This window comes from Pseudomonas sp. GW704-F2, assembly GCF_059423025.1.
Genome location: NZ_JBWKXO010000011.1, coordinates 165,986 through 185,691, shown reverse-complemented (window position 1 = coordinate 185,691; position 19,706 = coordinate 165,986). Strand labels below are relative to the sequence as shown.

Sequence of the window (19,706 nt, the reverse complement as noted above, 5' to 3'; positions counted from 1 at the left end):
CTGCGCCATGCCGAAATCGCTGCGGCCAAGTACGGTTTGAAGACCGTGGACATCCTCGTCGAGCTGGGCAAACGCCGCATGGTCGGCGGCCAGGAAGACATGATCGTCGACGTCGCGCTGGACCTGTTGGCCGCTGGCAAGCACACACACTGAGGAGGCGCGCATGAGCTATCAACTGCAGATTCTTCCGGTCGGCCTGAGTTGTCCGCTACTGCCTGAACAAACCGTGCTGGACGCGGCGCTGGCCGACGGCCTGATGCTCAAGCACAGCTGCCGCACCGGCACGTGCGGCAGTTGCAAGGGCCAGGTGCTCAGCGGTGAAGTGGAGCACGGCGACAGCCCGCTGGAGGTACTCAGCGCGGCCGAGCGGGCGCGGGGGTTGGCGTTGTTTTGCTGCGCCACGGCGCGCTCTGACCTGGTGATCGAGGCGCCGGAAGTGACGGCGTTGCGCGGTATCGGCATCCAGCAGATGGGCGTGCGTGTGGCCAGCCTCGACAAGGTCAGCAGTGACGTTGCAGTGCTGCGGCTGACACTCGCCCCGGGCGCCGGGTTTACTTATTTCCCGGGCCAGTACGTGCAGGTGTTGCTCAAGGATGGCAGCCGGCGCAGCTATTCGATGGCGACCCACACCCCACGGGACAACCAGTTGGAGCTGCACATTCGACACATGCCCGGCGGGGTGTTCAGCGGGCATGTGTTCAACGCCTTGCAACCCAAGGCCATCCTGCGCATGGAAGGCCCGTTCGGCTCGTTCTACCTGCGCGACAGCGAGCGGCCGATGATCTTCCTGGCCAGCGGCACCGGTTTTGCGCCGATCCAGGCCTTGCTCGAACAGCTGCGCGAACAGGGGCACAACCGGCGTCCGGTTTACCTGTACTGGGGCGGCCGGCGCCGTGAGGATCTGTATCGGCATGAACAGTTGCTGGCCTGGGAGGCGCAGTTGCCGTGGCTGCGCTACACCCCGGTGCTGTCCGATCCTACCCCGGCCTGTGATTGGCAGGGCGCGACCGGCTTCGTCCACCGCCAGGTGCTGAGCGACTTCCAGAGCCTCAAGGGGTTTGAAGTGTATGCCTGTGGCGCGCCGATCGTGGTTGATTCAGCGCGGCGCGACTACGTCGAATTGCGGCAACTGGAGGCGGCCGACTTCTATGCCGACGCCTTCGTCTAGAGCCTGACCGTGCGCGTTTTTTGCGTGCGTGCCCCCAGGCCAGGTGAATCAGGCGGCTCCCCGAGGCCGCCGGTTTGCTTGCCTGCCCAACAACAAGAATCCTGAGAGGCTTGCGTGCTGAATCTTAGAAAATGGCGCATCACGACGCGTATTGGCGCGTTGGTGGTTGGCCTGGGCGTGTTGATCATTTGTCTGGCCATCTGGCTGGGCCTGTTGCTGCAGCGCTCGTTGCTCGAAGAAAAAATGGCGGGCGTCGACACCGCGCTGAACACCGCCAATTCGATCCTTGCGTACTACGCCGGGCAAGTGGAAAACGGCCACATGAGCCTGGCGTTGGCCCAGCGCCAGGCCGCCGAGGTGGTCGGAACCCTGCGCTACCTGGGCGATAACTATTTGCTGATCCTCGACCTGGACTATCGGATGATCATGCACCCGACGGCGCCGGCGTTGGTGGGCAAGGCGCTGGGCGACTTCAAGGACCAGAACGGCAAGCCGTTTTCCCGCCAGTTCGTGGAGGGCGCGCGCGAGCAGGGGCGGGTGTTGGTGGATTACTACTTTCCCCGTGCCAATGGCGCGCCGGCCGAATACAAGCTGTCTGAGGCGCGCCTGTTCAAGCCCTGGGGCTGGGTGGTGGCGAGCGGCATCTACCCCAGCGATGTGCAACGGGTCGTCAACCGCGTGTTGGTGGCGCCGGCATGGATCAGCGCCGTGGTGCTGTTCGGGTTGATGCTGTTTGCCTGGATGATCATCCGCAGCATTACCCGGCCGCTGCGTGAGACGGTCGAGGTGCTGGGGGCCGCGGTCAGCGGGCAAACCGACCTGACGATACGGCTGCCCGCCGTTGGCAATGACGAACTCACGCAACTGTCACGCAGTGTCAACTGCTTGATCCATGCCGCCCACGAAGTCAGTCGAGGCACGGCAGTGGCCAGCGGGCAGGTGTTGCGCCTGAGTGACGACCTCGGCGAGGTCACAGCGGCTACCCAGACCAGCCTCGATCACCAACTGTTGGAAACCGACAGCCTGGTCACCGCCATGAATGAAATGGTCGCCACCGTGCAGGATGTCGCACGCAACGCCGCCGTGGCGGCAGATGCCACGCGGCTGGCCGAAGGGCAGGCCAGCGATGGGCAGCACATCGTTCAGTCGACCATCGACGCTATCCAGCAATTGGTCGAAGCGCTGTTCGGCACCCATGCACTGGTCAAGCAACTGGAGGCTGACTCCAGCCGAGTCGGCAGTGTGCTGGATGTGATCAGCGCGATTGCCGAGCAGACCAACCTGCTGGCGCTCAATGCGGCAATCGAAGCCGCGCGGGCGGGCGAGTATGGGCGGGGGTTTGCGGTGGTCGCCGATGAGGTCCGTACCTTGGCTCAGCGCACGCAGGCCTCCACGGTGGAGATCAAGCAGATCATCGAGCAGGTGCAGTCAGGCGCCCGTGGGGCGCTGGAGCGCATCGTCGCAAACGTCGAAACGGCACGTGTGCCGGTCGAGATCTCGGCGCGGGCGGGCGACGCCTTGAAGCGGATCACCCAGTCGGCCGCGACCGTCAGCGACATGACCTTGCAGATCGCCAGTGCGGCCGAGCAGCAGGCGGTGACGGCGGATGAAATCAGCCGCACCCTGGCGCGCATCCATACGCTGGTGACGGTCAGCGGCGCGTCCAGCGTCAGCACGCGTGATTCCAGCGACGCGTTGCGGCAGTTGGCACGGGTGCTGGAAGGGCAGGTCGAGCAGCTCAGGCTTTGAAGGCTCGCTGTTTGAACCTGTGAGGCGACATTGGTCGCGCTTCAACCGACTGGCTGTTCGGTGTTAGAGTCGCCGCCATGAAACTGACCCGCTCAGACCGCTCGCTCATTGCCTGGACGCTGTATTTCTGCGTCCTGTTCAATGTGTTCGCCTGCGGTTTGGCTCACGGACAGGTGACGGGCCTGACGCTCAATGGCGTCGGCGGGCAGTTCTGCTCCTCCCAGGGCAGTTCCGCGCCGACCTCGAAAACAGACCTCGCCGATCTGTCCGCCAGTGGCTGGGCCGGGAGTTTTGCTTGTCCGATCTGCTCGTCCGTGACCTTGAGCATCGCCTTGCTGTTCTGTCTGGGCTGGTTGCTGCGGATCGCGCAGGTACGCCGGCCTGACCGCGAACAGCGCTGCAAGGCGCCCCCACGTTATTCCTGGCCCTCGGCCAACCCCAGAGCTTCCCCCGCACTTTGCGCATGACCGCGTTTGTCTAAGCCCCCTTGTGCCTGTCGACCCAGGTTCGTCAGGCGTCGCGGGGGGCTCCACGGTTAAAGGTGACACGGGAAGGAGCACAAAATGGCTCATGTATTTGCACGCCTCCATCGCCGGCTACTGTCAGGATTGGCGGCGACCGTTTACGCAAGAAAACACGCAAAATCCGCAACTGCGCCGATCGGCCGGAGGTCGCCATGCGCGCGCTAGCCGTTCCATCGGGGGCTTCGCGATTGGTCAGCAAAACCTCGCGTCTGCGTAATCAAGCGGACTTCCTGCTGCCGTTTCCGGATTACCCAGGTAATGCGCGCAGTTTCGTACACCTGGATGCCCGACTGCTGCCTTACTGGCACACCTTGTTCGATGTGTGCCCCGGCTTGCTCAAACTCGATCCGCCCGATGGCCTGAATATCTTTCGTGGCTTCATGACCTGGGCCTATCGCAATCATCCGCCGTTGAACTGGACCTATTACCTGAGCATATGCCGCTGGCTACTGGGCTCCAAGTATCAGGCGCGGATCAACGAAGAGCACATCGAGTCGTTTATGTGCGCTGCGGCGGCACGCTGGATCAATAGCGATGACAGCCAGGCTCGGGGGCTGGTGTTGGCCTGGCAGGGCGCGCCGCAAATGGTGTTCGATTGGAAGCAGGCACCTCGTCCGGTGCCCGGGCTTGAAGCTGATCTGGAGGAGTTTCCGCCCGTGCCCTGGGACTTTGCCTGGTGCCCGTTGACCGGCAAGGGCGGTGTGGGATTTCGCCGCTGGCTGCCGATTCCTTGACGCACTGTTGACCCAGGAGGGCGCCAGTGGGCTGCGACAAAACACCACACCTGATCAGCATTGATCACTCGCGCCGCCAGCACCGCGGATCGTGCCGATCAGCGCACGAGGTGTGGCCGATTGTCGCAGTTGTTGCCCTGAGACTGTGCTCATAAAGTGTGCAGGCTTTGAGCGGAGGCAGACACTTCCACGGTAGCTCGAAGCGCGGCATTTGAACCCGTTCATGTGCCGGTTGCCAGGCCCTCTTCCCAGAGGGCTTTTTTTTGCCTGATGTCCCGGTCCTCACTCGCCCGCGTGCCGGTTTGGCGTTCATGAGCCAGGTTCATGGGGCTCGGCACTGCGGTTGTTGGCGTTGAGCGAGGAGGCCGGTGCGACAGCCCGCCACAGTCAGGAGGGCAGAGCGCCAAGGCGTGGTTCTTGATTGTGCAATGAGGCGCTGTCTGTGGTGGTTTGTCGCAGGTCAGGTGGCGCGCACGGGCATGCTAGATTCTGCGTCGACACGACATTTTCCCTTGGCAGGGTTTGGGTCGCGTTACTGAGCGCCGGGAATCGCAAGGTTCCTGGCGCTCCTTCAATGTGCGTTCGAGCCTCAACCAACGGTTGCGGGCTCTGCAGATTAACGGTTGAAGCACGGAATATGTCCTGTCCACGGGCATTGCTGACGACATAACAATTGCAGGGATTCTTGCATGCTTTCCAACAGGCACCCACCGCACGCTCGGCCCACCCTCGGCCTTCTGGTCTGCCTGTTCGCGTGCCTGTTTCAAGCCCTGGCCTGGGCCAGCATGCCCGTGCCAATCGCCGTTTCAACGGGCGAGCGGGTAGTCTTTTGCACTGCCAACGATTGGCGCCTTAACACTACCGGTTTCACCGGCAGCAACCCTCAAGTGTCCGCAAGCGTGGTCATTAATTCATGCCCAGCCAGTTGGGCAGGGCCAGGGATATCCAAGGTACATAGGTAATTAGTATCAGGAACAGCAGCAAGAGCATCAGCCAGGGCATGGCCGCCTTTATGGTGGCCGGCACCGACATCCCCGTCACGGCGGACGTCACGAACAAGTTCAGGCCGACCGGCGGCGTGATCAAGCCGATCTCCAGATTGACCACCATGATGATGCCAAGGTGAATCGGGTCGATACCCAGTTTCATGGCAATCGGAAAAAGGATCGGCGCCAGGATCAGGATAATGGCCGAGGGCTCCATAAAGGCGCCGGCCACCAACAAGACGATGTTCACTACCAGCAGGAAGGTCACTGGTGTCAGTCCTGCCTCGATCACCCAGGCTGTGATCTGCTGGGGTAATTGCTCGGTGGTCAATACGTGAGCAAAGAGCATGGCGTTGGCAATGATGAACATCAGCATGATGCTCAACTTGGCAGAGTCCAGCAGCACTTTGGGTGTCTCGCGAAACGTCAGATCCTTGTAGACGAACAAGGCGATGAACGCCGAATACACGGCGGCAACGGCAGCGGCTTCTGTCGGTGTGAACATCCCGCTGTAAATGCCACCCAGGATGATCAACATCAGCAGCAAGCCCCAGATGGCTTTGCGCGCGGCGCTCAGAAACTCACGCAGGGTTGCGCGCGGCATGGCCGGTAAGTTTTTCTTAACCGCGACGATGTAGATCGCCACCATCAGCGCTATACCCAGCAATAGGCCAGGTATGACGCCGGCCATGAACAGCTTGCCGACGGACGTCTCGGTGGCGGCGGCATAGACCACCATCACGATCGAGGGCGGTATCAGGATGCCCAGAGTGCCCGCGTTACAGACGATTCCCGCGCCGAATGCCTGCGGATACCCGGAGCGCACCATGCCGGCAATGGCGATCGAGCCTACTGCTGCAACCGTTGCAGGGCTGGAGCCGGACAGGGCTGCAAACAGCATGCAGGCCAATACGGCGGCGATGGCAAGCCCCCCACGAATATGGCCGACGCAGGCGTTGGCAAAATCGATCAGCCGGCGTGCGACGCCGCCGGTGGTCATGAAGGCGCCTGCAAGCAAGAAAAACGGAATCGCTAGCAGGGTGTAGTGCTCTGACGTTTCAAACAGCTTTATCGCCAGGGAACGTACCGAGTCGGGGCTGAAAAATACAATGGTCAGCGAACCCGCCAGGCCCAAGGAAATGGCGATGGGCACGCCAATGAACATCAAGGCGAACAGTGTCGCGAACAGGAAGGCAATGGTCATGACTTGTCGTCCTCGTGTTCGGTCAGTTTCATCACGTCCGCAGCCTCATCGGCCAGGCCAAGGCCGGTTTGGCGGTGCAGCAGGATACGCACGAAAATTTCAGCGAAACGGATGAACACCAATGCAAAACCCACAGGGACAATCAGCCCTATGTGCCACTGCATGATCCCGTAGTGCCCCAGATCCTCGGCGCCTATTCCTGCTGACATCAGGGTATGAATCCACTCGAAGCTGGCCACACTGAATAGCCCGGCATAGAGCAGGCAGCAGAGACAGGCCAACATCCCAATGAGCCGCTGGACGGGTTTACTGACCAGCTTCACCAGCGCATCAACGCCGATATGCCCGGCCGTGCGCACGCCGTAGGACAGGCCGAAGAAGATCAGCCAGCCAAACAGCGCCTTGGTCAGTGAGGTGCTCCAGGTCATGGCTTGAGCCATGCTCATGACGCGATCGCCGAGGGCGAACAATAAGTCGCTGGCGCCTTCCCAGTTGTCGGCAAGTTTGTAGAACAGCGTATAGAGGTTGTTGAGAATGACGTAGACGAACGTTACCAATGTCATGGCGGCCAAAAGGAAGACAATGAAGCCTTCCTCGAAGTGTTCCCAGATGCGCCGAAAGGCCTGCATGAATGGCATCTCCCGTATGGTAATGACTGGCAGGTGCTACCACGTCGGCAACACCTGCCTCCCGGTCATTGAGCCTTGTTGGCGGCTTCGGCTGCGGTGATCAGCTCAGGGCCGATATCTGCTTCGAATTTTTTCCAGACGGGTTTCATCGCGACGCGCCATTGTTCGCGCTGTTCAGGTGTCAGGGTGATGATTTCGGTGGTTTTGGCGGCGATGATGCTTTGCTTGGCGTCCTGATTGAGCTGCTCGGCATCTTTGTTAACCTGCGCGGTCACCTGCACAATAATCTTGTCCAGTTCACTGCGAATGTCTGGCGGCAGGCCATTCCAGAACTTGGTGTTGGTGATCAGCATGTAATCGAGCACACCATGATTGGATTCGGTGATGTATTTCTGCACCTCATGCATTTTCTGGCTGTAGATGTTCGAGTAAGGGTTTTCTGCACCGTTGACCACACCGGTTTGCAAGCCCTGATACACCTCGGCAAAGCTCATCTTGCGCGGGTTGGCCCGCAAGGCCTTGAACTGCTCCTCAAGCACGGCAGAGGCCTGCACCCGAAATTTCAGGCCCCGGGCGTCACCAGGAACACGCAGCGGTTTGTTGGCGGACAACTGCTTCATCCCATTGTGCCAATAGGCCAGGCCGGTGATGTTTTTACTCTCCATGGACTTGAGCAGCCCTTGGCCCTGTGGGCTCATCTGGAAGCGGTCAACCGCAGCAATGTCATCAAACAGAAAGGGCAGATCGTACAGCTGGACGGTCTTTGTGTACTGTTCGAACTTGGCCAGTGACGGCGCAATTAACTGCACATCCCCCAGCAAAAGGGCTTCCATCTCTTTGCCATCACCAAACAACGATGAGTTGGAATAGACCTCGACCTTGACCTTGCCGGGCAGGCGTTCCTCTACCAGTTTCTTGAACAGCAGCGCGCCTTGCCCCTTTGGCGTGTGGTCGGCGACGACGTGTGAGAACTTGATGATGATTGGATCAGCTGCCATGACTGCACTCATGCTCCCTAGAGCAAACGTGCAGGCAAGTGCCTTGCAGAAGGATTTGAACATTTCGGGGAATTCCTTTTGTTTTTTTAGTTTTGTACAGTCGATGTTCTGACGTGTATTCGTTATGCGGTCAAGCAGTCAGTCTAGGCAAAAATTTACAACTAGATGTTCGGGCATCACTGCAAAGATCCACTAATAAGTAGTTTCCGAACCTTCTGCTCCTGCACGACACCTACGGAGCTCGATCGGGAGCCTTTCCCACCAGCTCCCGGTATGCAATGGCCCCCTGACAACGGCGCTGTAGTACTACTCAAGGGGCTACTCTATAGCCTGTCAGGCCGCTAACTCGGGGCTGTGCAATTGTGGAGCAGAGCAGACGTTTAGGCGTTGCGCGGCCATTGAATTCACGGGCCTCACACCGTGTTCAGATCGCGCCGAAAAAGAAGGTTACTGAATATGTCGGAGCTACCAGGGCCTCAACAAAATCATGTCCTCGCCGAGCTCCCGGGCGAGGTTCGGCATCGTCTGCGCCCCCAACTCGGGGGGGCATCTCCAGACTCAATCAGCCGGCAGCTGTGCCATTGGTTGTTGCTGTCGCTCGCCCGACGGCCCTGAACAGGCCTGGCTACCACGCTGCTCCGGCACACGCTCATTACCATTTTTAATCAGCGCGACAAGAACGTGTTGTGTGTGTATTGCACCATTGGCCAGCGAGCGTCGGCAGTGGCCAAGGCGGTGGCCAACCTGCGTGAGAGAGGGACACTGGCCGTCTTGCCGCGATGCAGCGCGCAGACCGCAACATCGGTGAACTGTTGCAAGACCTTGACGCCACCTATCACTGTTTGCGCCAAGCCGACATCGACGAGGAACTCTTTGACGTGATTTCAGGTTTTGACGCCCTGTCGCCGAACGCCGATGCCGTTCCCCAAGGCTGAGCAGGGCACCACGCTTGAAGCACAGGCCATCGCAAAAAAACTGTAAACCAAGGTCAAGGGGCTGTTCCACCTGAAGGCCTCGGAAGAGGATGTGATTTAAGAAAGGTACCGCCGCTTTCCATGGATCTGAACAACCTATGAAAGCGCCCCCCGCGTCAATGTGGACGCAATGTCTGCAGGTTTGAAGAAAAGTGCTGGGGCAACCCGCCTTAACCGCGCAGTCTTTGGAATAGGCTAAGGTTGGCGAAACGACTGATCGTCCATAGAAAATTTACGCAAAATTTACGGGCTCAAAAATGTTAGCAGTCCGATACTGCGCGGCGCTAATTTGGCAGGTTTTTTCTTATGTCCCTCGCGGCAATACGGCTCATCGGCTTTGTCTTAGGTCTTTTTCTTATTACGCTGGCTATAAGCATGGCCATCCCCATGATCACGCTGGTGGTCTATGAGCGCAGCGACGACCTGTCCGCCTTTCTTTGGTCCAGTTTGATTACGTTCATCTGCGGTCTGTTGCTGATCATGCGAGGGCGCCCAGAGACGGCTCAACTTCGTCCAAGGGATATGTACCTGCTGACCACCGGCAGTTGGGTGGTGGTGTGTACCTTCGCAGCGTTGCCAATGGTGTTTATCCATCACATCAGTTACACCGATGCTTTTTTTGAAACGATGTCTGGCATCACAACCACGGGCTCAACGGTGTTGAGTGGTTTGGACACCGCCTCTCCTGGGCTGTTGATCTGGCGATCAATGCTTCACTGGCTGGGAGGGATCGGCTTTATCGGCATGGCCGTGGCGATTCTTCCGCTACTGCGAGTAGGGGGCATGCGTCTTTTCCAGACTGAGTCTTCAGACTGGTCGGAAAAAGTGACGCCGCGCTCCCATGTAGCAGCCAAATACATCCTTTTTCTTTATCTGGGACTCACTGGCGCCGGAACGCTCGCGCTCTGGATTGCCGGGATGACGCCGTTTGAAGCCGTCAACCACGCCATGTCGTTGATCTCTACCGGCGGCTTCTCGACGTCGGACGCTTCTCTAGGGCATTGGACACAGCCTGCCATTCACTGGGTGGCAGTCGTCATCATGATTCTGGGTAGCCTGCCTTTTACGTTGTATGTCGCGACATTGCGCGGCCATCGGCGTGCGCTGCTGAAGGATCACCAGGTTCGCGGATTTATTGGGTTCTTGGTCTTCACGTGGCTGGTGGTAGGTACTTGGCTGTGTTTTCACAGCGATTACGGATGGTGGGAAGCATTTCGTATCGTGGCAATAAATGTGACTTCGGTTGTCACCACCACTGGCGTCGCCGTGGGCGATTACACCTTGTGGGGCAGTTTCGCCGTTTTGCTCTTTTTCTATTTGACCTTCGTCGGTGGGTGTTCAGGTTCCACGGCGGGTGGTCTTAAAATCTTCCGTTTTCAAGTGGCGGCCGCGCTATTGGTGAGCAGTTTGAAGCAACTGATCCATCCTCGCGCCGTGATTCAGAAAAAGTACAACGGCCACCCTATTGACGAAGAGATCTTGCGTTCGCTTTTGACTTTCTCATTTTTCTTCTCCATCACGATTGCCGCGATTGCCTTGGGCCTGAGTCTCATTGGGCTGGATTGGACAACTGCGTTGAGCGGTGCGGCTACGGCAGTGTGTAACGTCGGGCCTGGGCTTGGCACGATCATTGGGCCGGCCGGTAACTTCTCATCATTACCGGATGCCGCAAAATGGCTCTTGACCGTAGGAATGCTGCTTGGAAGGCTGGAAATCCTGACGGTGTTAGTGCTCGTCACGCCGGTATTTTGGAGATATTGATTATTCACTGTTCACAGGGCTCGAGCCGAGGTAGACGGTCAATACCCAGGGCCGTCGCGACGTGAAGCACCCATTGCGTCTCCCGCCTGGCCCTTGCCGCTAATCAGCATTTGCTGTGCGGTATCGACAAGTGCCCGCGCGCCTGTACAGGCGGCCCAAGTGCTATTCGATGATTTCATTGAGCGTGCAGTACCAGCGTATCCACCAATAGCCTTGCTCTGCGTCCACAAGGACGACCAATGGCCGCCCCCCAGTTTATGTTCGGCGTCGAACAGGCTAACGGGTTGACTGAGATGAGGGGGGAATAGTGATGACTTATCCGGCCTTGCACGTCCACATTTGAATAAAAGGCTGGCGAGCGGTTGGCGCGCCAATCCAGTGACTCAGGGCGTGACACTGGCCATCAACGCACAGCTGGTAATCGCCTGCCTCCGGTGTGCGCCCCAGGCGCAAGGGTTGCAAAGGCGGCAATTGGCGCCGGTAATGCCAACTGCCATTTTCCAGCCACGCCCCGTCGGGAACTTCCATTCCTGCACCGTTACCGCGTACACGAGCCTCTTCCAGCACCAGCCCTTGCTCGGTCACGCGGTAGTCTTCCTCCCAGCGGATCTTTTCAATGGTGTGATCCCATGCCAGCGTGAAGTGTGAAACCGACAACTGGGCCCACAGCACGCCGGTCAAGCCCAGGCATACGCCGATCATGGATTGGCTAGCGCGGCCCGGCGGGACCGCCAGACGTGCTGGACTATCACACAGAGTCCCAGCGCGAAGCCCAGTTCATCGGTCAGCGGTAACGCCACCACGAGGAGTGCCCCGGCAGCGACACTCAGTAAACGCTCCCATAGAGGCATCTTGCGCTGCCAAAAGCCAGTGGATGCGATGCCCCATAACCCGACCGCGAATAGGGTCTTGAGCAGCATGTAGACGGACATCCACACACTGTCACCTTGCAGCATCAACGCTGGGTTGTAGACCGCCATGAACGGTATGACAAAGCCCGCCAGCGCTATTCGCACCGCCCATAGGCTGATCTTGAACCCGGTCTCTTTAGCGATCGGTGCCGCTGCAAAGCAGGCGAGGGCGACAGGGGGAGTCAGGTCGGCGAGGATGCCGAAGTAAAACACGAACATGTGCGACACAATCAGCGGTACGCCCAATTCGAGGAGGGCAGGGGCTGCGATCGAACTGGTGATGATGTAGTTGGGAATGGTCGGAATCCCCATGCCCAGCACCAGGCACGTGATCATTGTGAGTATCAGTGACAGCAGCAGGTTGTCTCGGCCAATGCCCAAGATATAACCCGCAAACGTAGAGGCGACGCCGGTCAGTGAAACCACACCAATAATGATGCCCACCAGCGCGCACGCGATCCCCACCGGTACAGCATGACGAGCGCCTTCGACCAACGCGTGCAGGCAGATGGTCAGCGTTTCGTGCCCTCCTTTGATGACCCCACAGACCCCCACCAGCACTGCAATGACGGCAAAGATCACGCCGATACCCAGTTGGAAAAAGCCGGTACAGAGGATGCCGAGCGCAATCCAGAAGGCGCAGCGCAAGCCGAAGCTTTGCACTTTCAGGATGATCGCCGAGCCAAGAATCACGATGGCCGTGAGTGCAAGTCCGACCATTCCGGAAAACAGCGGCGTGCGCCCGGAAAACAGCAAGTAGACCAATACCAGCAGCGGAATGAGCAGGTACCACTTCTCCCTCACGGCGCCCAATGCACTGGGGCATTGATCCTTGGGCAGGCCCTTGAGGTTGGATCGCTTGGCTTCCAGATGGACCATCCAGAAGACCGAACCGAAGTAGAGGATGGCGGGAATCAACGCGGCCTTGGCAATCTCCACGAATGGTACGTTGATGGTTTCAGCCATGATGAAGGCGACTGCGCCCATCACCGGCGGCATCAGTTGACTGCCCATGCTGGCGGTTGCTTCCACGCCTCCGGCAAACGCGGCCCGATAACCAAAGCGCTTCATCAGTGGAATAGTGAATTGCCCCGTAGTCACCACGTTGGCGATGCCCGAACCGGTGATGGTGCCCATCAGTGCCGACGACGCAACGGCAACCTTGGCAGGCCCTCCCTGTTTGTGGCCGAACAGGCCCATGGCAAAGTCGGTGAACAGTTTGATCATGCCGGCCTGTTCGAGGAACGCTCCGAACAGGATAAACAGGAAGATGTAGGTCGCTGAAACATAGGTTGGCGTGCCGTACAGCCCTTCGGTGCCAAAAGACAGTTGGTTGATGATTTGGTCGAAACCATAACCTCGATGGGCCAGATCGCCCGGCAAATACTCGCCAAACAGACCATAAGCCAGGAACAGGCCGCAAATGACCGGCAGGGCAATGCCCATCACTCGTCGAGCGGCTTCGAACACGAGCACCACCAGTAGAATGCCGATCACCATGTCCGCCGTTGTCAGATCCCCGGAACGCTGGATCAGGTCAGCCTCATACCTCCATTGATACAGGGCGGTGGCAATGGCGGCGAGGCTGAGTATCCAGGCCAAGGGCTGCCAAGGGCGTTTGTTGCCATAGGCCGGATAGCTGAGGTAGACCACCCACAGCAGGAAACCGACGTGTATCGCGCGCAATACCTGGCTCGAAAAGGGAGAAAACGCTGCCGTGACGATCTGAAAAATCGAAAATAACAACGCTACGTAAAACAGCGTTTTTGGCCAGTCTCGCGGGTTCGCAGAGATGTCGTGATGATCTTCACTCATTAGTTACCTGCCTCACTGCATGGAAAAAGGGCGGGCTGTTGGCGCGGCGATACTGTGCCGCTGCGCCTTGCGTCGCTAGAGCGCGCCTTTTTCGGTGTAGTAGCGTTCGGCGCCCGGATGAAGCGCAATCGGCAGGTTCCTGGTGGCGTTTTCCAGTGTGATGTCCTTGGCGGCCGAATGAGCGTTACCCAGGCGCGGCAAGTTTTCGAACAGCAGTTTTGTCATCTGGTACGCCAACTCATCGGGTACATCCGAGCGGGTCACCAGAATGTTGACGATAGCAACCGTTGGCACCGCTTCAGGCTGGCCGTCATACGTATTGGCCGGAATCATCGCGCTGTGATAGGCCGGGTTGTCGATTTTTGCCACGACTTCCGGGGGGATGGCGACATAGTTCAGCGGCATCACCGATGACAAGTCGCGAATGGCCGCCATGCCCAGTCCTGACGACTGTAACGTCGCATCCAATTGCCGGTTCTTGATTAACTCGACAGACTCGGCAAAGGGCAGGTATTGCACCTTGCCCATGTCTGCATAGGTCAGGCCTGCCGCCTTTAAAATCGCTCGCGCGTTCAACTCGGTGCCCGATTTCGGTGCGCCGACCGAGAGGGTTTTGCCTTTAAGGTCCGCGAGCGTCTTGATTCCCGACTCTTTGCTGGCGACGATTTGAATGTAGTTGGGATACGCTCCGGCAATCGCGCGCAATTTGGTCAGCGGTGCGTTGAAGCCAGCTTCCTCGACGCCGTTCTTTGCATCCGCCACAGAGTCGCCCAGCGCCAGTGCCAACTCGCCTCGACCGGACTGCAGCAGGTTCAGGTTCTCCACGGACGCTTTAGTGGCCTGCACCGAGGTCTTCACGTCGGGTATGCCTTCACTGTAGATCTGCGACAGGCCAACCCCAATCGGGTAATACACCCCGCTGGTGCCTCCGGTCAGTATGTTGATGAACACAGGTGCCGCCTGGGCCGTGCAGGTGAGTGCCAGGGTTGTGGCGGCGGCCAGCAAGGTGAAGCGGTTCTTTACGCGCATGGGAATCTCTCCGTTTTGTTTGTTTTTATTCAGAGCGATTCAACTGTAGTTGATTGATCAGCACAGTGGCGAGCGGACAGTCCTACCCTGCATCAGATTGCCAAGGTAACTGCACGTGGAGTGGGTCGCAGGAGAAGATGATGGTTATAATCCTTTAGTCTCTGCTGGCTGGACCTGACCGTTTAACCCGGTAGTCTTGTTTTGTGGGGTTTATTAACCTCGACAACGGGAATCCGCTCGGGTGATCAAACCGATATTACTCATACGTCGTCGCTTTGCCTCGATCCGATGGCGTACTCGTGTGACGCTCTGGGCTGCTGCTACCTTCGCCGGGTTACTGGTTGTGCTATTCGCCCGGCTGGCCGACCTGGCGCTGATGCAGTTCGTTCAACAAACCGCCGACCGGCCTTGGCTGCCGTTTATCTACACGCCTTTGATCGGCATGTTCGTCGTATGGATGACCACCCGTTTTTTTGTCGGGGCACAAGGCAGCGGTATTCCTCAGGTCATTGCGGCTACGCGGTTGGCCCACCAAGGTAAGCCCGTGGATAAGTTGGTGTCCTTGCGCCTTGCTGTTGCCAAGATAGGGCTAGGTACCCTGGCATTGACCGGTGGTTTTTCAGCAGGGCGTGAAGGCCCGTCAGTTCAAGTCGCCGCCTCGATCATGCATTTCTTCCACCGTTATCTGCCTAACGCTCGAATCATCCGCCCCGAAGATCTTATTCTGGCCGGTGGTGCAGCGGGTATTGCCGCCGCGTTCAACACGCCTTTGGCCGGCGTGGCTTTTGCGGTGGAGGAGTTGGGGCGCAAGTTGGAAACCCGTACCAGCGGGGTTTTGCTCAGTACGATCATCTTGTCGGGGATAGTCGCAATTGCTTTGCAGGGCAACTACAACTACTTCGGGCATTTCGACGTGCAAGAGGTCAATCTCGATATCATTGTCCCGGTGCTGGCGATTGGTATTGGCTGCGGCCTTATGGGAGGGTTATTCAGTCGGATGCTCCTGTGGCCGCAGAGGTATCGCCGATTTTTCGTCTGGGAATGGCGCCGCATGCACCCTGTCTGGTTCGCAGGTGGCTGCGGGATGATCGTGGCTATTCTCGGTTGGCTCAGTGGCGGGATGTCCTTTGGCAGCGGTTACGGGATCACATCCCAGATCATCGTGTCCGATATCGGTCTGCCCTGGCACGCGCCGATCACGCGTTTTCTCGCGACGGTAGTGACTTATTTTTCCGGTATCCCGGGCGGTATTTTTGCCCCGTCTCTGGCGGTAGGGGCTGCGGTAGGAGCCAACGTCGCTGAGTTCTTCGCTCTGGCGGCACAGCCCATCATTGCCTTGTGCATGGTTGGCTTTCTGGCGGCTGTCACGCAATCGCCGATCACGTCCGCGATCATCGTGATGGAGATGATCGACAGCCATGGCATGGTGATCAGTCTGATGGCCGTTGCGCTGATTGCCAAAGCAGTCAGTGCCAGGATGGGGCCTGAGCTCTATCAACAGTTGGCGCGTGGCTTTTTGCAGTCGGAGGGCAGTGACGCCGCCACGCAAAAAGCCAAACCATAGGCTGGGTCAGCGCAGCAGTGGTCGCGCCACCGCGCTGAGCTTGTGCCGGTCTTCTTCCAGCACAAGCGCATTGTTCGCGTGCTTGAGCAGCAGGCCCGCGTGCCTGGCACAGGCGCTGCTGAACATCGCCGGGTTTATCTGTGCGAGGCACACAAGTGCCTTCATCATGCGCAGGTCGACTTCCACCAAACCCGCGCCATCCCTGGCAATCGGTGCGAAGAAGTCATCGAACAGGTCATCTACTGTCAATGCGCGCAGGTAAACCTGCTGGCAATCGGTGTCGATTTTCGCGGCGGGTGCTTTGGGTTTACCCCAGCATGTCAGGCTTCTGATGCCGCGCCCAATGACGTCAATGGCAGTGCCGGGGTCATTGACGGCCGGCGACAAGGCGCGGGAGGCAATCTCTGACAGCACCGACAAGCCGAACCGGGGGTCGTGTTCAAACGTGCGACGTACACCGATAGTCAGGGTAGAGATGATTTTTTCGCTACTCGACTGCTGTTCGCCCTCGCGCGGCTTGCTCAGACTGACGATTCGGGCGAGCGGCATGCCGACATGCACGAAGCTACCTGGCAGGACCTCCAGAAAAATGCGTGTCTCGTCTGCTTTGGCGATGGCGCCTAACGCCTGAACGTCGATGTGCTGGACATACCCTGTGTGGAGACTTGTGATGATCAGCGCAGAGTTCGGGACCATCGAGTCGCCAGGGTAGGCGGCTGCACCCAAATGCGGCCATTGGAGTCGATTGGTTATGGCGTCAATGGTCGCCTGTTCGACACGGTCAATGGTTTCTCCCACCCGGCCAAGCTTGGACAAATGATCGATCCAGCGCAAAAGGGTGTAGACAATCAGCATCACCACGGCGAGGGTCACCGCAAATAGCAAAACCCTTCCTTGTGTACCGTAAGCGCCGGTGCTCAGCGCAATAATTCCAACCAGGCTGAACAGGAACGAGCCGATAAAGGTGGCCAGGGCATTTTGTGTCGTGGTGTCTTCCATCACCAGCGTGGTGGCGCGAGGCGTCACGCCGCTGCTGGCCGCACCGTAGGCAGTCACCATCGTGCTTAACGAAAAGGTGGTCACGGCGAGCATGCTTGAGGCAATGATGCCCAAGATCTTGTCGACGGCGTCGGCGCCTATACGGGCGGGCAATGATTCGGGAATGTAGTCCTTGAAGACAACGGCGAGTAACGCGGTTGCAATGCCGAGCAAGGAAAACAGGCTTGCCCTGAACCACAGCCGTTTGGTCAGTTGATGTAACACCCAGCGCCAGCGTGCGAGCATTTTTTATACCTTGTGTGAGTAATACGCAGGGCCCTGGCCCCAGGGTTCAGGGAAACAAAGGCGGTGAGCTGATTATCCCTAAAGGAGTCTTTTGTATGGCCGAAGGTTCATTCAGCGTCTCTGCTTGCGGCACATGGGATCACTCGCTTGACCCATTTACCGATGGACATGCCCTGGATCAGGACAGAAAAAACCACCACCAGATACGTCAGGGAAACCACCACATCGCGGGCCGCCCCAGATGAGCACGCTCCAAGCACCTTCTGGTAGGCGCAAGCGTTGACCCAATACCGCGATTGGAACCCCTACAGTCAGCAATCGCGATAACAACGTCAGCAATATGCCCATCAGGAGGCCATTAATCGTAGGTAGCGCGTTTTTATTCGGGTCCCACGAGGTGCCGCGCACTCTTTCGGGCCGCAAAAAAGGCGCCCGGAGGCGCCAAGGGGTTCACCCTGACCGAGGGAGCCGGGTGAAGCCGTTCACAGCAATGGTCGCGGTGGTAAGGCGCGACGGGAACGGAAGCGGGGCGCGCCGAGTGAAGGTGCGCAGGGGTTCATTTGGGGTAACACACGACGGCCTAGGCCGTCGCGGGCGTGCGTTGCGGCTGCCAGGTTTCGCTGGTGGTCTGGTCCATGGCTTCCTGGATCGCCCGCTTGCGGTTGGCTTCGGCCTTGCGGCTGAAATACCAGACCATGAACGTCATCAGCGACACCGCCATCAGGATCAGGCTGGCCACGGCGTTGATCTCCGGCTTGACCCCCAGGCGCACGGCAGAGAACACCTCCATCGGCAGGGTGGTGGAGCCGGGCCCGGAGACGAAACTGGCGAGCACCAAGTCATCCAGGGACAAGGCGAACGACATCATGCCGCCCGCTGCCAACGACGGCGCGATCATCGGGATGGTGATCAGGAAAAACACCTTGAGTGGCCGCGCGCCGAGGTCCATGGCGGCTTCTTCTATGGACAGGTCCAGCTCGCGCAGGCGTGCCGAGACGACCACCGCGACATACGCGGCGCAGAACGTGGTGTGGGCGATCCAGATCGTCACCAGGCCGCGTTCCATGGGCCAGCCGATCATCTGCGCCATCGCCACGAACAGCAGCAGCAGCGACAGCCCGGTGATCACTTCCGGCATCACCAGGGGCGCGGTCACCAGGCCACCGAACAGGGTCCGGCCCTTGAAGCGGGTGACCCGGGTCAGCACGAACGCGGCCAGGGTGCCCAGGGCCACGGCGGCCACGGCGGTGTAGCAGGCAATCTCCAGGGAACGGGCCACCGAACCCATCAGTTGGGTGTTGTCCAACAGCCCCAGGTACCACTTGAGCGACCAGCCGCCCCAGACCGTCACCAGCTTGGAGGCGTTGAACGAATAGATCACCAGAATCAGCATCGGCAGGTAGATGAACAACAAGCCGAGCACCAGCATCAGGGTCGAAAAACTGAAACGCTTCATGCCCGTGCCTCCATTTCTTTGGCCTGGCTGCGGTTGAACAGCACGATGGGAATAATCAGGATCGCCAGCATCACCACCGCCAGGGCGGACGCCACCGGCCAGTCGCGGTTGTTGAAGAACTCCTGCCACAGCACGCGGCCGATCATCAGGGTCTCCGGGCCGCCCAGCAGTTCCGGGATCACGAACTCGCCGACCACCGGAATGAACACCAGCATGCAGCCGGCGACGATGCCGTTCTTGGCCAGCGGCACGGTGATTTTCCAGAAGTTGTTGAAGTTGCTCGAACCCAGGTCCGAGGCGGCTTCCAGCAGGCTCTGGTCGTGCTTGACCAGGTTGGCGTAGAGCGGCAGCACCATGAACGGCAGGTAGGCGTAGACCACGCCGATGTAGACCGCCGTGTTGGTGTTGAGGATTTCAATCGGGCTCGATATCAGGCCGCACCCCATCAGGAACGCATTGAGCAGGCCGTTATTGCTGAGGATGCCCATCCAGGCATAGACGCGGATCAGGATCGCGGTCCAGGTCGGCATCATGATCAGCAGCAGTAATACGTTTTGCATTTCCTTGCGGGTCTTGGAAATCCCATAGGCCATGGGAAAACCGATCAGCAGGCACATCAGCGTGCTGAGCAGGGCGATCTTCAGCGAGCCCAGGTAGGCCGAGATGTACAACTCGTCGGCGCCCAGTAGGCTGTAGTTACCCAGGTTCAGCAGCACCTGGAGTTTCTGGTCGACGAAGCCGTAGATCTGCGAATACGGCGGAATCGAGACGGTCGCTTCGGAGAAGCTGATCTTCATCACCAGGAAAAACGGCAGCATGAAAAACAGGAACAGCCAGAGGAAGGGAATGCCGATCACCAGCTTGCGACCGCTGGGCAGCACACGGATCAACGCTTGATGGAAAGTGCTCATGGTCGATGT

Annotated in this window: 16 protein-coding genes and 1 pseudogene; 8 read left to right on the top strand and 9 right to left on the bottom strand. The window is 58.8% G+C overall.

The window, feature by feature from the left end; translation table 11 throughout:
- The 5 genes and pseudogenes from AC07W0_RS12525 to AC07W0_RS12505 all read left to right on the top strand — a co-directional run.
- A pseudogene (locus AC07W0_RS12525) lies at nt 1–153 on the top strand (4-hydroxy-2-oxovalerate aldolase); the annotation flags it as partial.
- A 10-nt stretch (nt 154–163) separates the two neighbouring features.
- A complete protein-coding gene (locus AC07W0_RS12520; protein ID WP_102617502.1) occupies nt 164–1,168 on the top strand; it encodes a CDP-6-deoxy-delta-3,4-glucoseen reductase in 1,005 nt (334 codons plus the stop codon).
- A gap of 114 nt (nt 1,169–1,282) precedes the next feature.
- Nucleotides 1,283–2,917, top strand: coding sequence for a methyl-accepting chemotaxis protein (locus AC07W0_RS12515; protein WP_102617501.1), 1,635 nt, complete (start codon nt 1,283–1,285; stop codon nt 2,915–2,917).
- 77 nt (nt 2,918–2,994) lie between these two features.
- The gene (locus AC07W0_RS12510) at nt 2,995–3,384 is read left to right on the top strand and encodes a DUF2946 domain-containing protein (RefSeq protein WP_017845565.1); all 390 of its coding nucleotides are present in this window, start codon (nt 2,995–2,997) and stop codon (nt 3,382–3,384) included.
- A 209-nt stretch (nt 3,385–3,593) separates the two neighbouring features.
- Nucleotides 3,594–4,175: a putative natural product biosynthesis protein gene (locus AC07W0_RS12505; protein ID WP_026139850.1), complete on the top strand. Its 582-nt coding sequence runs from the start codon at nt 3,594–3,596 to the stop codon at nt 4,173–4,175.
- A 906-nt stretch (nt 4,176–5,081) separates the two neighbouring features.
- On the opposite strand, the gene dctM is transcribed toward AC07W0_RS12505, so the two are convergent.
- The 3 genes from dctM to AC07W0_RS12490 form a co-directional block, all read right to left on the bottom strand.
- Entirely contained in the window at nt 5,082–6,365 is a 1,284-nt protein-coding gene (dctM, locus tag AC07W0_RS12500) for a C4-dicarboxylate TRAP transporter large permease protein DctM (RefSeq protein ID WP_017845567.1), read from the bottom strand.
- Nucleotides 6,362–6,994: a TRAP transporter small permease gene (locus AC07W0_RS12495; protein WP_046486948.1), complete on the bottom strand. Its 633-nt coding sequence runs from the start codon at nt 6,992–6,994 to the stop codon at nt 6,362–6,364. Before AC07W0_RS12495 ends, dctM begins: the two co-directional genes overlap by 4 nt.
- 65 nt (nt 6,995–7,059) lie before the next feature.
- Complete coding sequence (locus AC07W0_RS12490; protein WP_026139851.1) at nt 7,060–8,055, bottom strand: TRAP transporter substrate-binding protein; 996 nt, start codon at nt 8,053–8,055, stop codon at nt 7,060–7,062.
- Between the two features lie 716 nt (nt 8,056–8,771).
- On the opposite strand from AC07W0_RS12490, the gene AC07W0_RS12485 reads away from it, so the two are divergent.
- Together AC07W0_RS12485 and AC07W0_RS12480 are read left to right on the top strand one after the other, a co-directional pair.
- On the top strand, nt 8,772–8,927 hold the full coding sequence (locus tag AC07W0_RS12485; protein WP_256580856.1) for a F0F1 ATP synthase subunit gamma: 156 nt from the start codon (nt 8,772–8,774) through the stop codon (nt 8,925–8,927).
- 345 nt (nt 8,928–9,272) lie between these two features.
- Nucleotides 9,273–10,727 (top strand): TrkH family potassium uptake protein, encoded by a 1,455-nt coding sequence (locus tag AC07W0_RS12480; protein ID WP_017845571.1) that lies wholly within the window; start codon nt 9,273–9,275, stop codon nt 10,725–10,727.
- Between the two features lie 315 nt (nt 10,728–11,042).
- Here the strand turns inward: AC07W0_RS12480 and AC07W0_RS12475 are convergent, their stop codons facing one another.
- The 3 genes from AC07W0_RS12475 to AC07W0_RS12465 form a co-directional block, all read right to left on the bottom strand.
- Complete coding sequence (locus tag AC07W0_RS12475; protein ID WP_017845572.1) at nt 11,043–11,429, bottom strand: DUF1850 domain-containing protein; 387 nt, start codon at nt 11,427–11,429, stop codon at nt 11,043–11,045.
- Entirely contained in the window at nt 11,426–13,453 is a 2,028-nt protein-coding gene (locus AC07W0_RS12470) for a TRAP transporter permease (protein ID WP_046486953.1), read from the bottom strand. Before AC07W0_RS12470 ends, AC07W0_RS12475 begins: the two co-directional genes overlap by 4 nt.
- A 75-nt stretch (nt 13,454–13,528) precedes the next feature.
- The gene (locus AC07W0_RS12465; protein WP_102617500.1) at nt 13,529–14,482 is read right to left on the bottom strand and encodes a TAXI family TRAP transporter solute-binding subunit; all 954 of its coding nucleotides are present in this window, start codon (nt 14,480–14,482) and stop codon (nt 13,529–13,531) included.
- Nucleotides 14,483–14,723: 241 nt separating this feature from the next.
- Between AC07W0_RS12465 and AC07W0_RS12460 the strand changes: the two genes are divergently transcribed.
- On the top strand, nt 14,724–16,046 hold the full coding sequence (locus AC07W0_RS12460) for a chloride channel protein (protein WP_102617499.1): 1,323 nt from the start codon (nt 14,724–14,726) through the stop codon (nt 16,044–16,046).
- Nucleotides 16,047–16,052: 6 nt separating this feature from the next.
- Here the strand turns inward: AC07W0_RS12460 and AC07W0_RS12455 are convergent, their stop codons facing one another.
- From AC07W0_RS12455 to AC07W0_RS12445, 3 genes are all read right to left on the bottom strand, one after another.
- Nucleotides 16,053–17,330 carry a DUF2254 domain-containing protein gene (locus tag AC07W0_RS12455; RefSeq protein ID WP_102617498.1) on the bottom strand — a complete coding sequence of 426 codons (1,278 nt, stop codon included), beginning with the start codon at nt 17,328–17,330 and terminating at the stop codon, nt 16,053–16,055.
- Between the two features lie 580 nt (nt 17,331–17,910).
- Entirely contained in the window at nt 17,911–18,786 is an 876-nt protein-coding gene (locus AC07W0_RS12450) for an ABC transporter permease subunit (RefSeq protein ID WP_017845577.1), read from the bottom strand.
- Nucleotides 18,783–19,664, bottom strand: a complete 882-nt coding sequence (locus tag AC07W0_RS12445; RefSeq protein WP_162231507.1) for an ABC transporter permease subunit — start codon at nt 19,662–19,664, stop codon at nt 18,783–18,785. Before AC07W0_RS12445 ends, AC07W0_RS12450 begins: the two co-directional genes overlap by 4 nt.
- Nucleotides 19,665–19,706: the final 42 nt, after the last annotated feature.

Coding starts and splice junctions, on each gene's coding strand:
- AC07W0_RS12520 (WP_102617502.1), top strand. CDS start 164: ATGAGCTATCAACTGCAGATTCTTCCGGTCGGCCTGAGTTGTCCGCTA.
- AC07W0_RS12510 (WP_017845565.1), top strand. CDS start 2,995: ATGAAACTGACCCGCTCAGACCGCTCGCTCATTGCCTGGACGCTGTAT.
- AC07W0_RS12505 (WP_026139850.1), top strand. CDS start 3,594: ATGCGCGCGCTAGCCGTTCCATCGGGGGCTTCGCGATTGGTCAGCAAA.
- dctM (WP_017845567.1), bottom strand. CDS start 6,365: ATGACCATTGCCTTCCTGTTCGCGACACTGTTCGCCTTGATGTTCATT.
- AC07W0_RS12495 (WP_046486948.1), bottom strand. CDS start 6,994: ATGCAGGCCTTTCGGCGCATCTGGGAACACTTCGAGGAAGGCTTCATT.
- AC07W0_RS12490 (WP_026139851.1), bottom strand. CDS start 8,055: ATGTTCAAATCCTTCTGCAAGGCACTTGCCTGCACGTTTGCTCTAGGG.
- AC07W0_RS12485 (WP_256580856.1), top strand. CDS start 8,772: ATGCAGCGCGCAGACCGCAACATCGGTGAACTGTTGCAAGACCTTGAC.
- AC07W0_RS12480 (WP_017845571.1), top strand. CDS start 9,273: ATGTCCCTCGCGGCAATACGGCTCATCGGCTTTGTCTTAGGTCTTTTT.
- AC07W0_RS12475 (WP_017845572.1), bottom strand. CDS start 11,429: ATGATCGGCGTATGCCTGGGCTTGACCGGCGTGCTGTGGGCCCAGTTG.
- AC07W0_RS12470 (WP_046486953.1), bottom strand. CDS start 13,453: ATGAGTGAAGATCATCACGACATCTCTGCGAACCCGCGAGACTGGCCA.
- AC07W0_RS12465 (WP_102617500.1), bottom strand. CDS start 14,482: ATGCGCGTAAAGAACCGCTTCACCTTGCTGGCCGCCGCCACAACCCTG.
- AC07W0_RS12455 (WP_102617498.1), bottom strand. CDS start 17,330: ATGCTCGCACGCTGGCGCTGGGTGTTACATCAACTGACCAAACGGCTG.
- AC07W0_RS12450 (WP_017845577.1), bottom strand. CDS start 18,786: ATGAAGCGTTTCAGTTTTTCGACCCTGATGCTGGTGCTCGGCTTGTTG.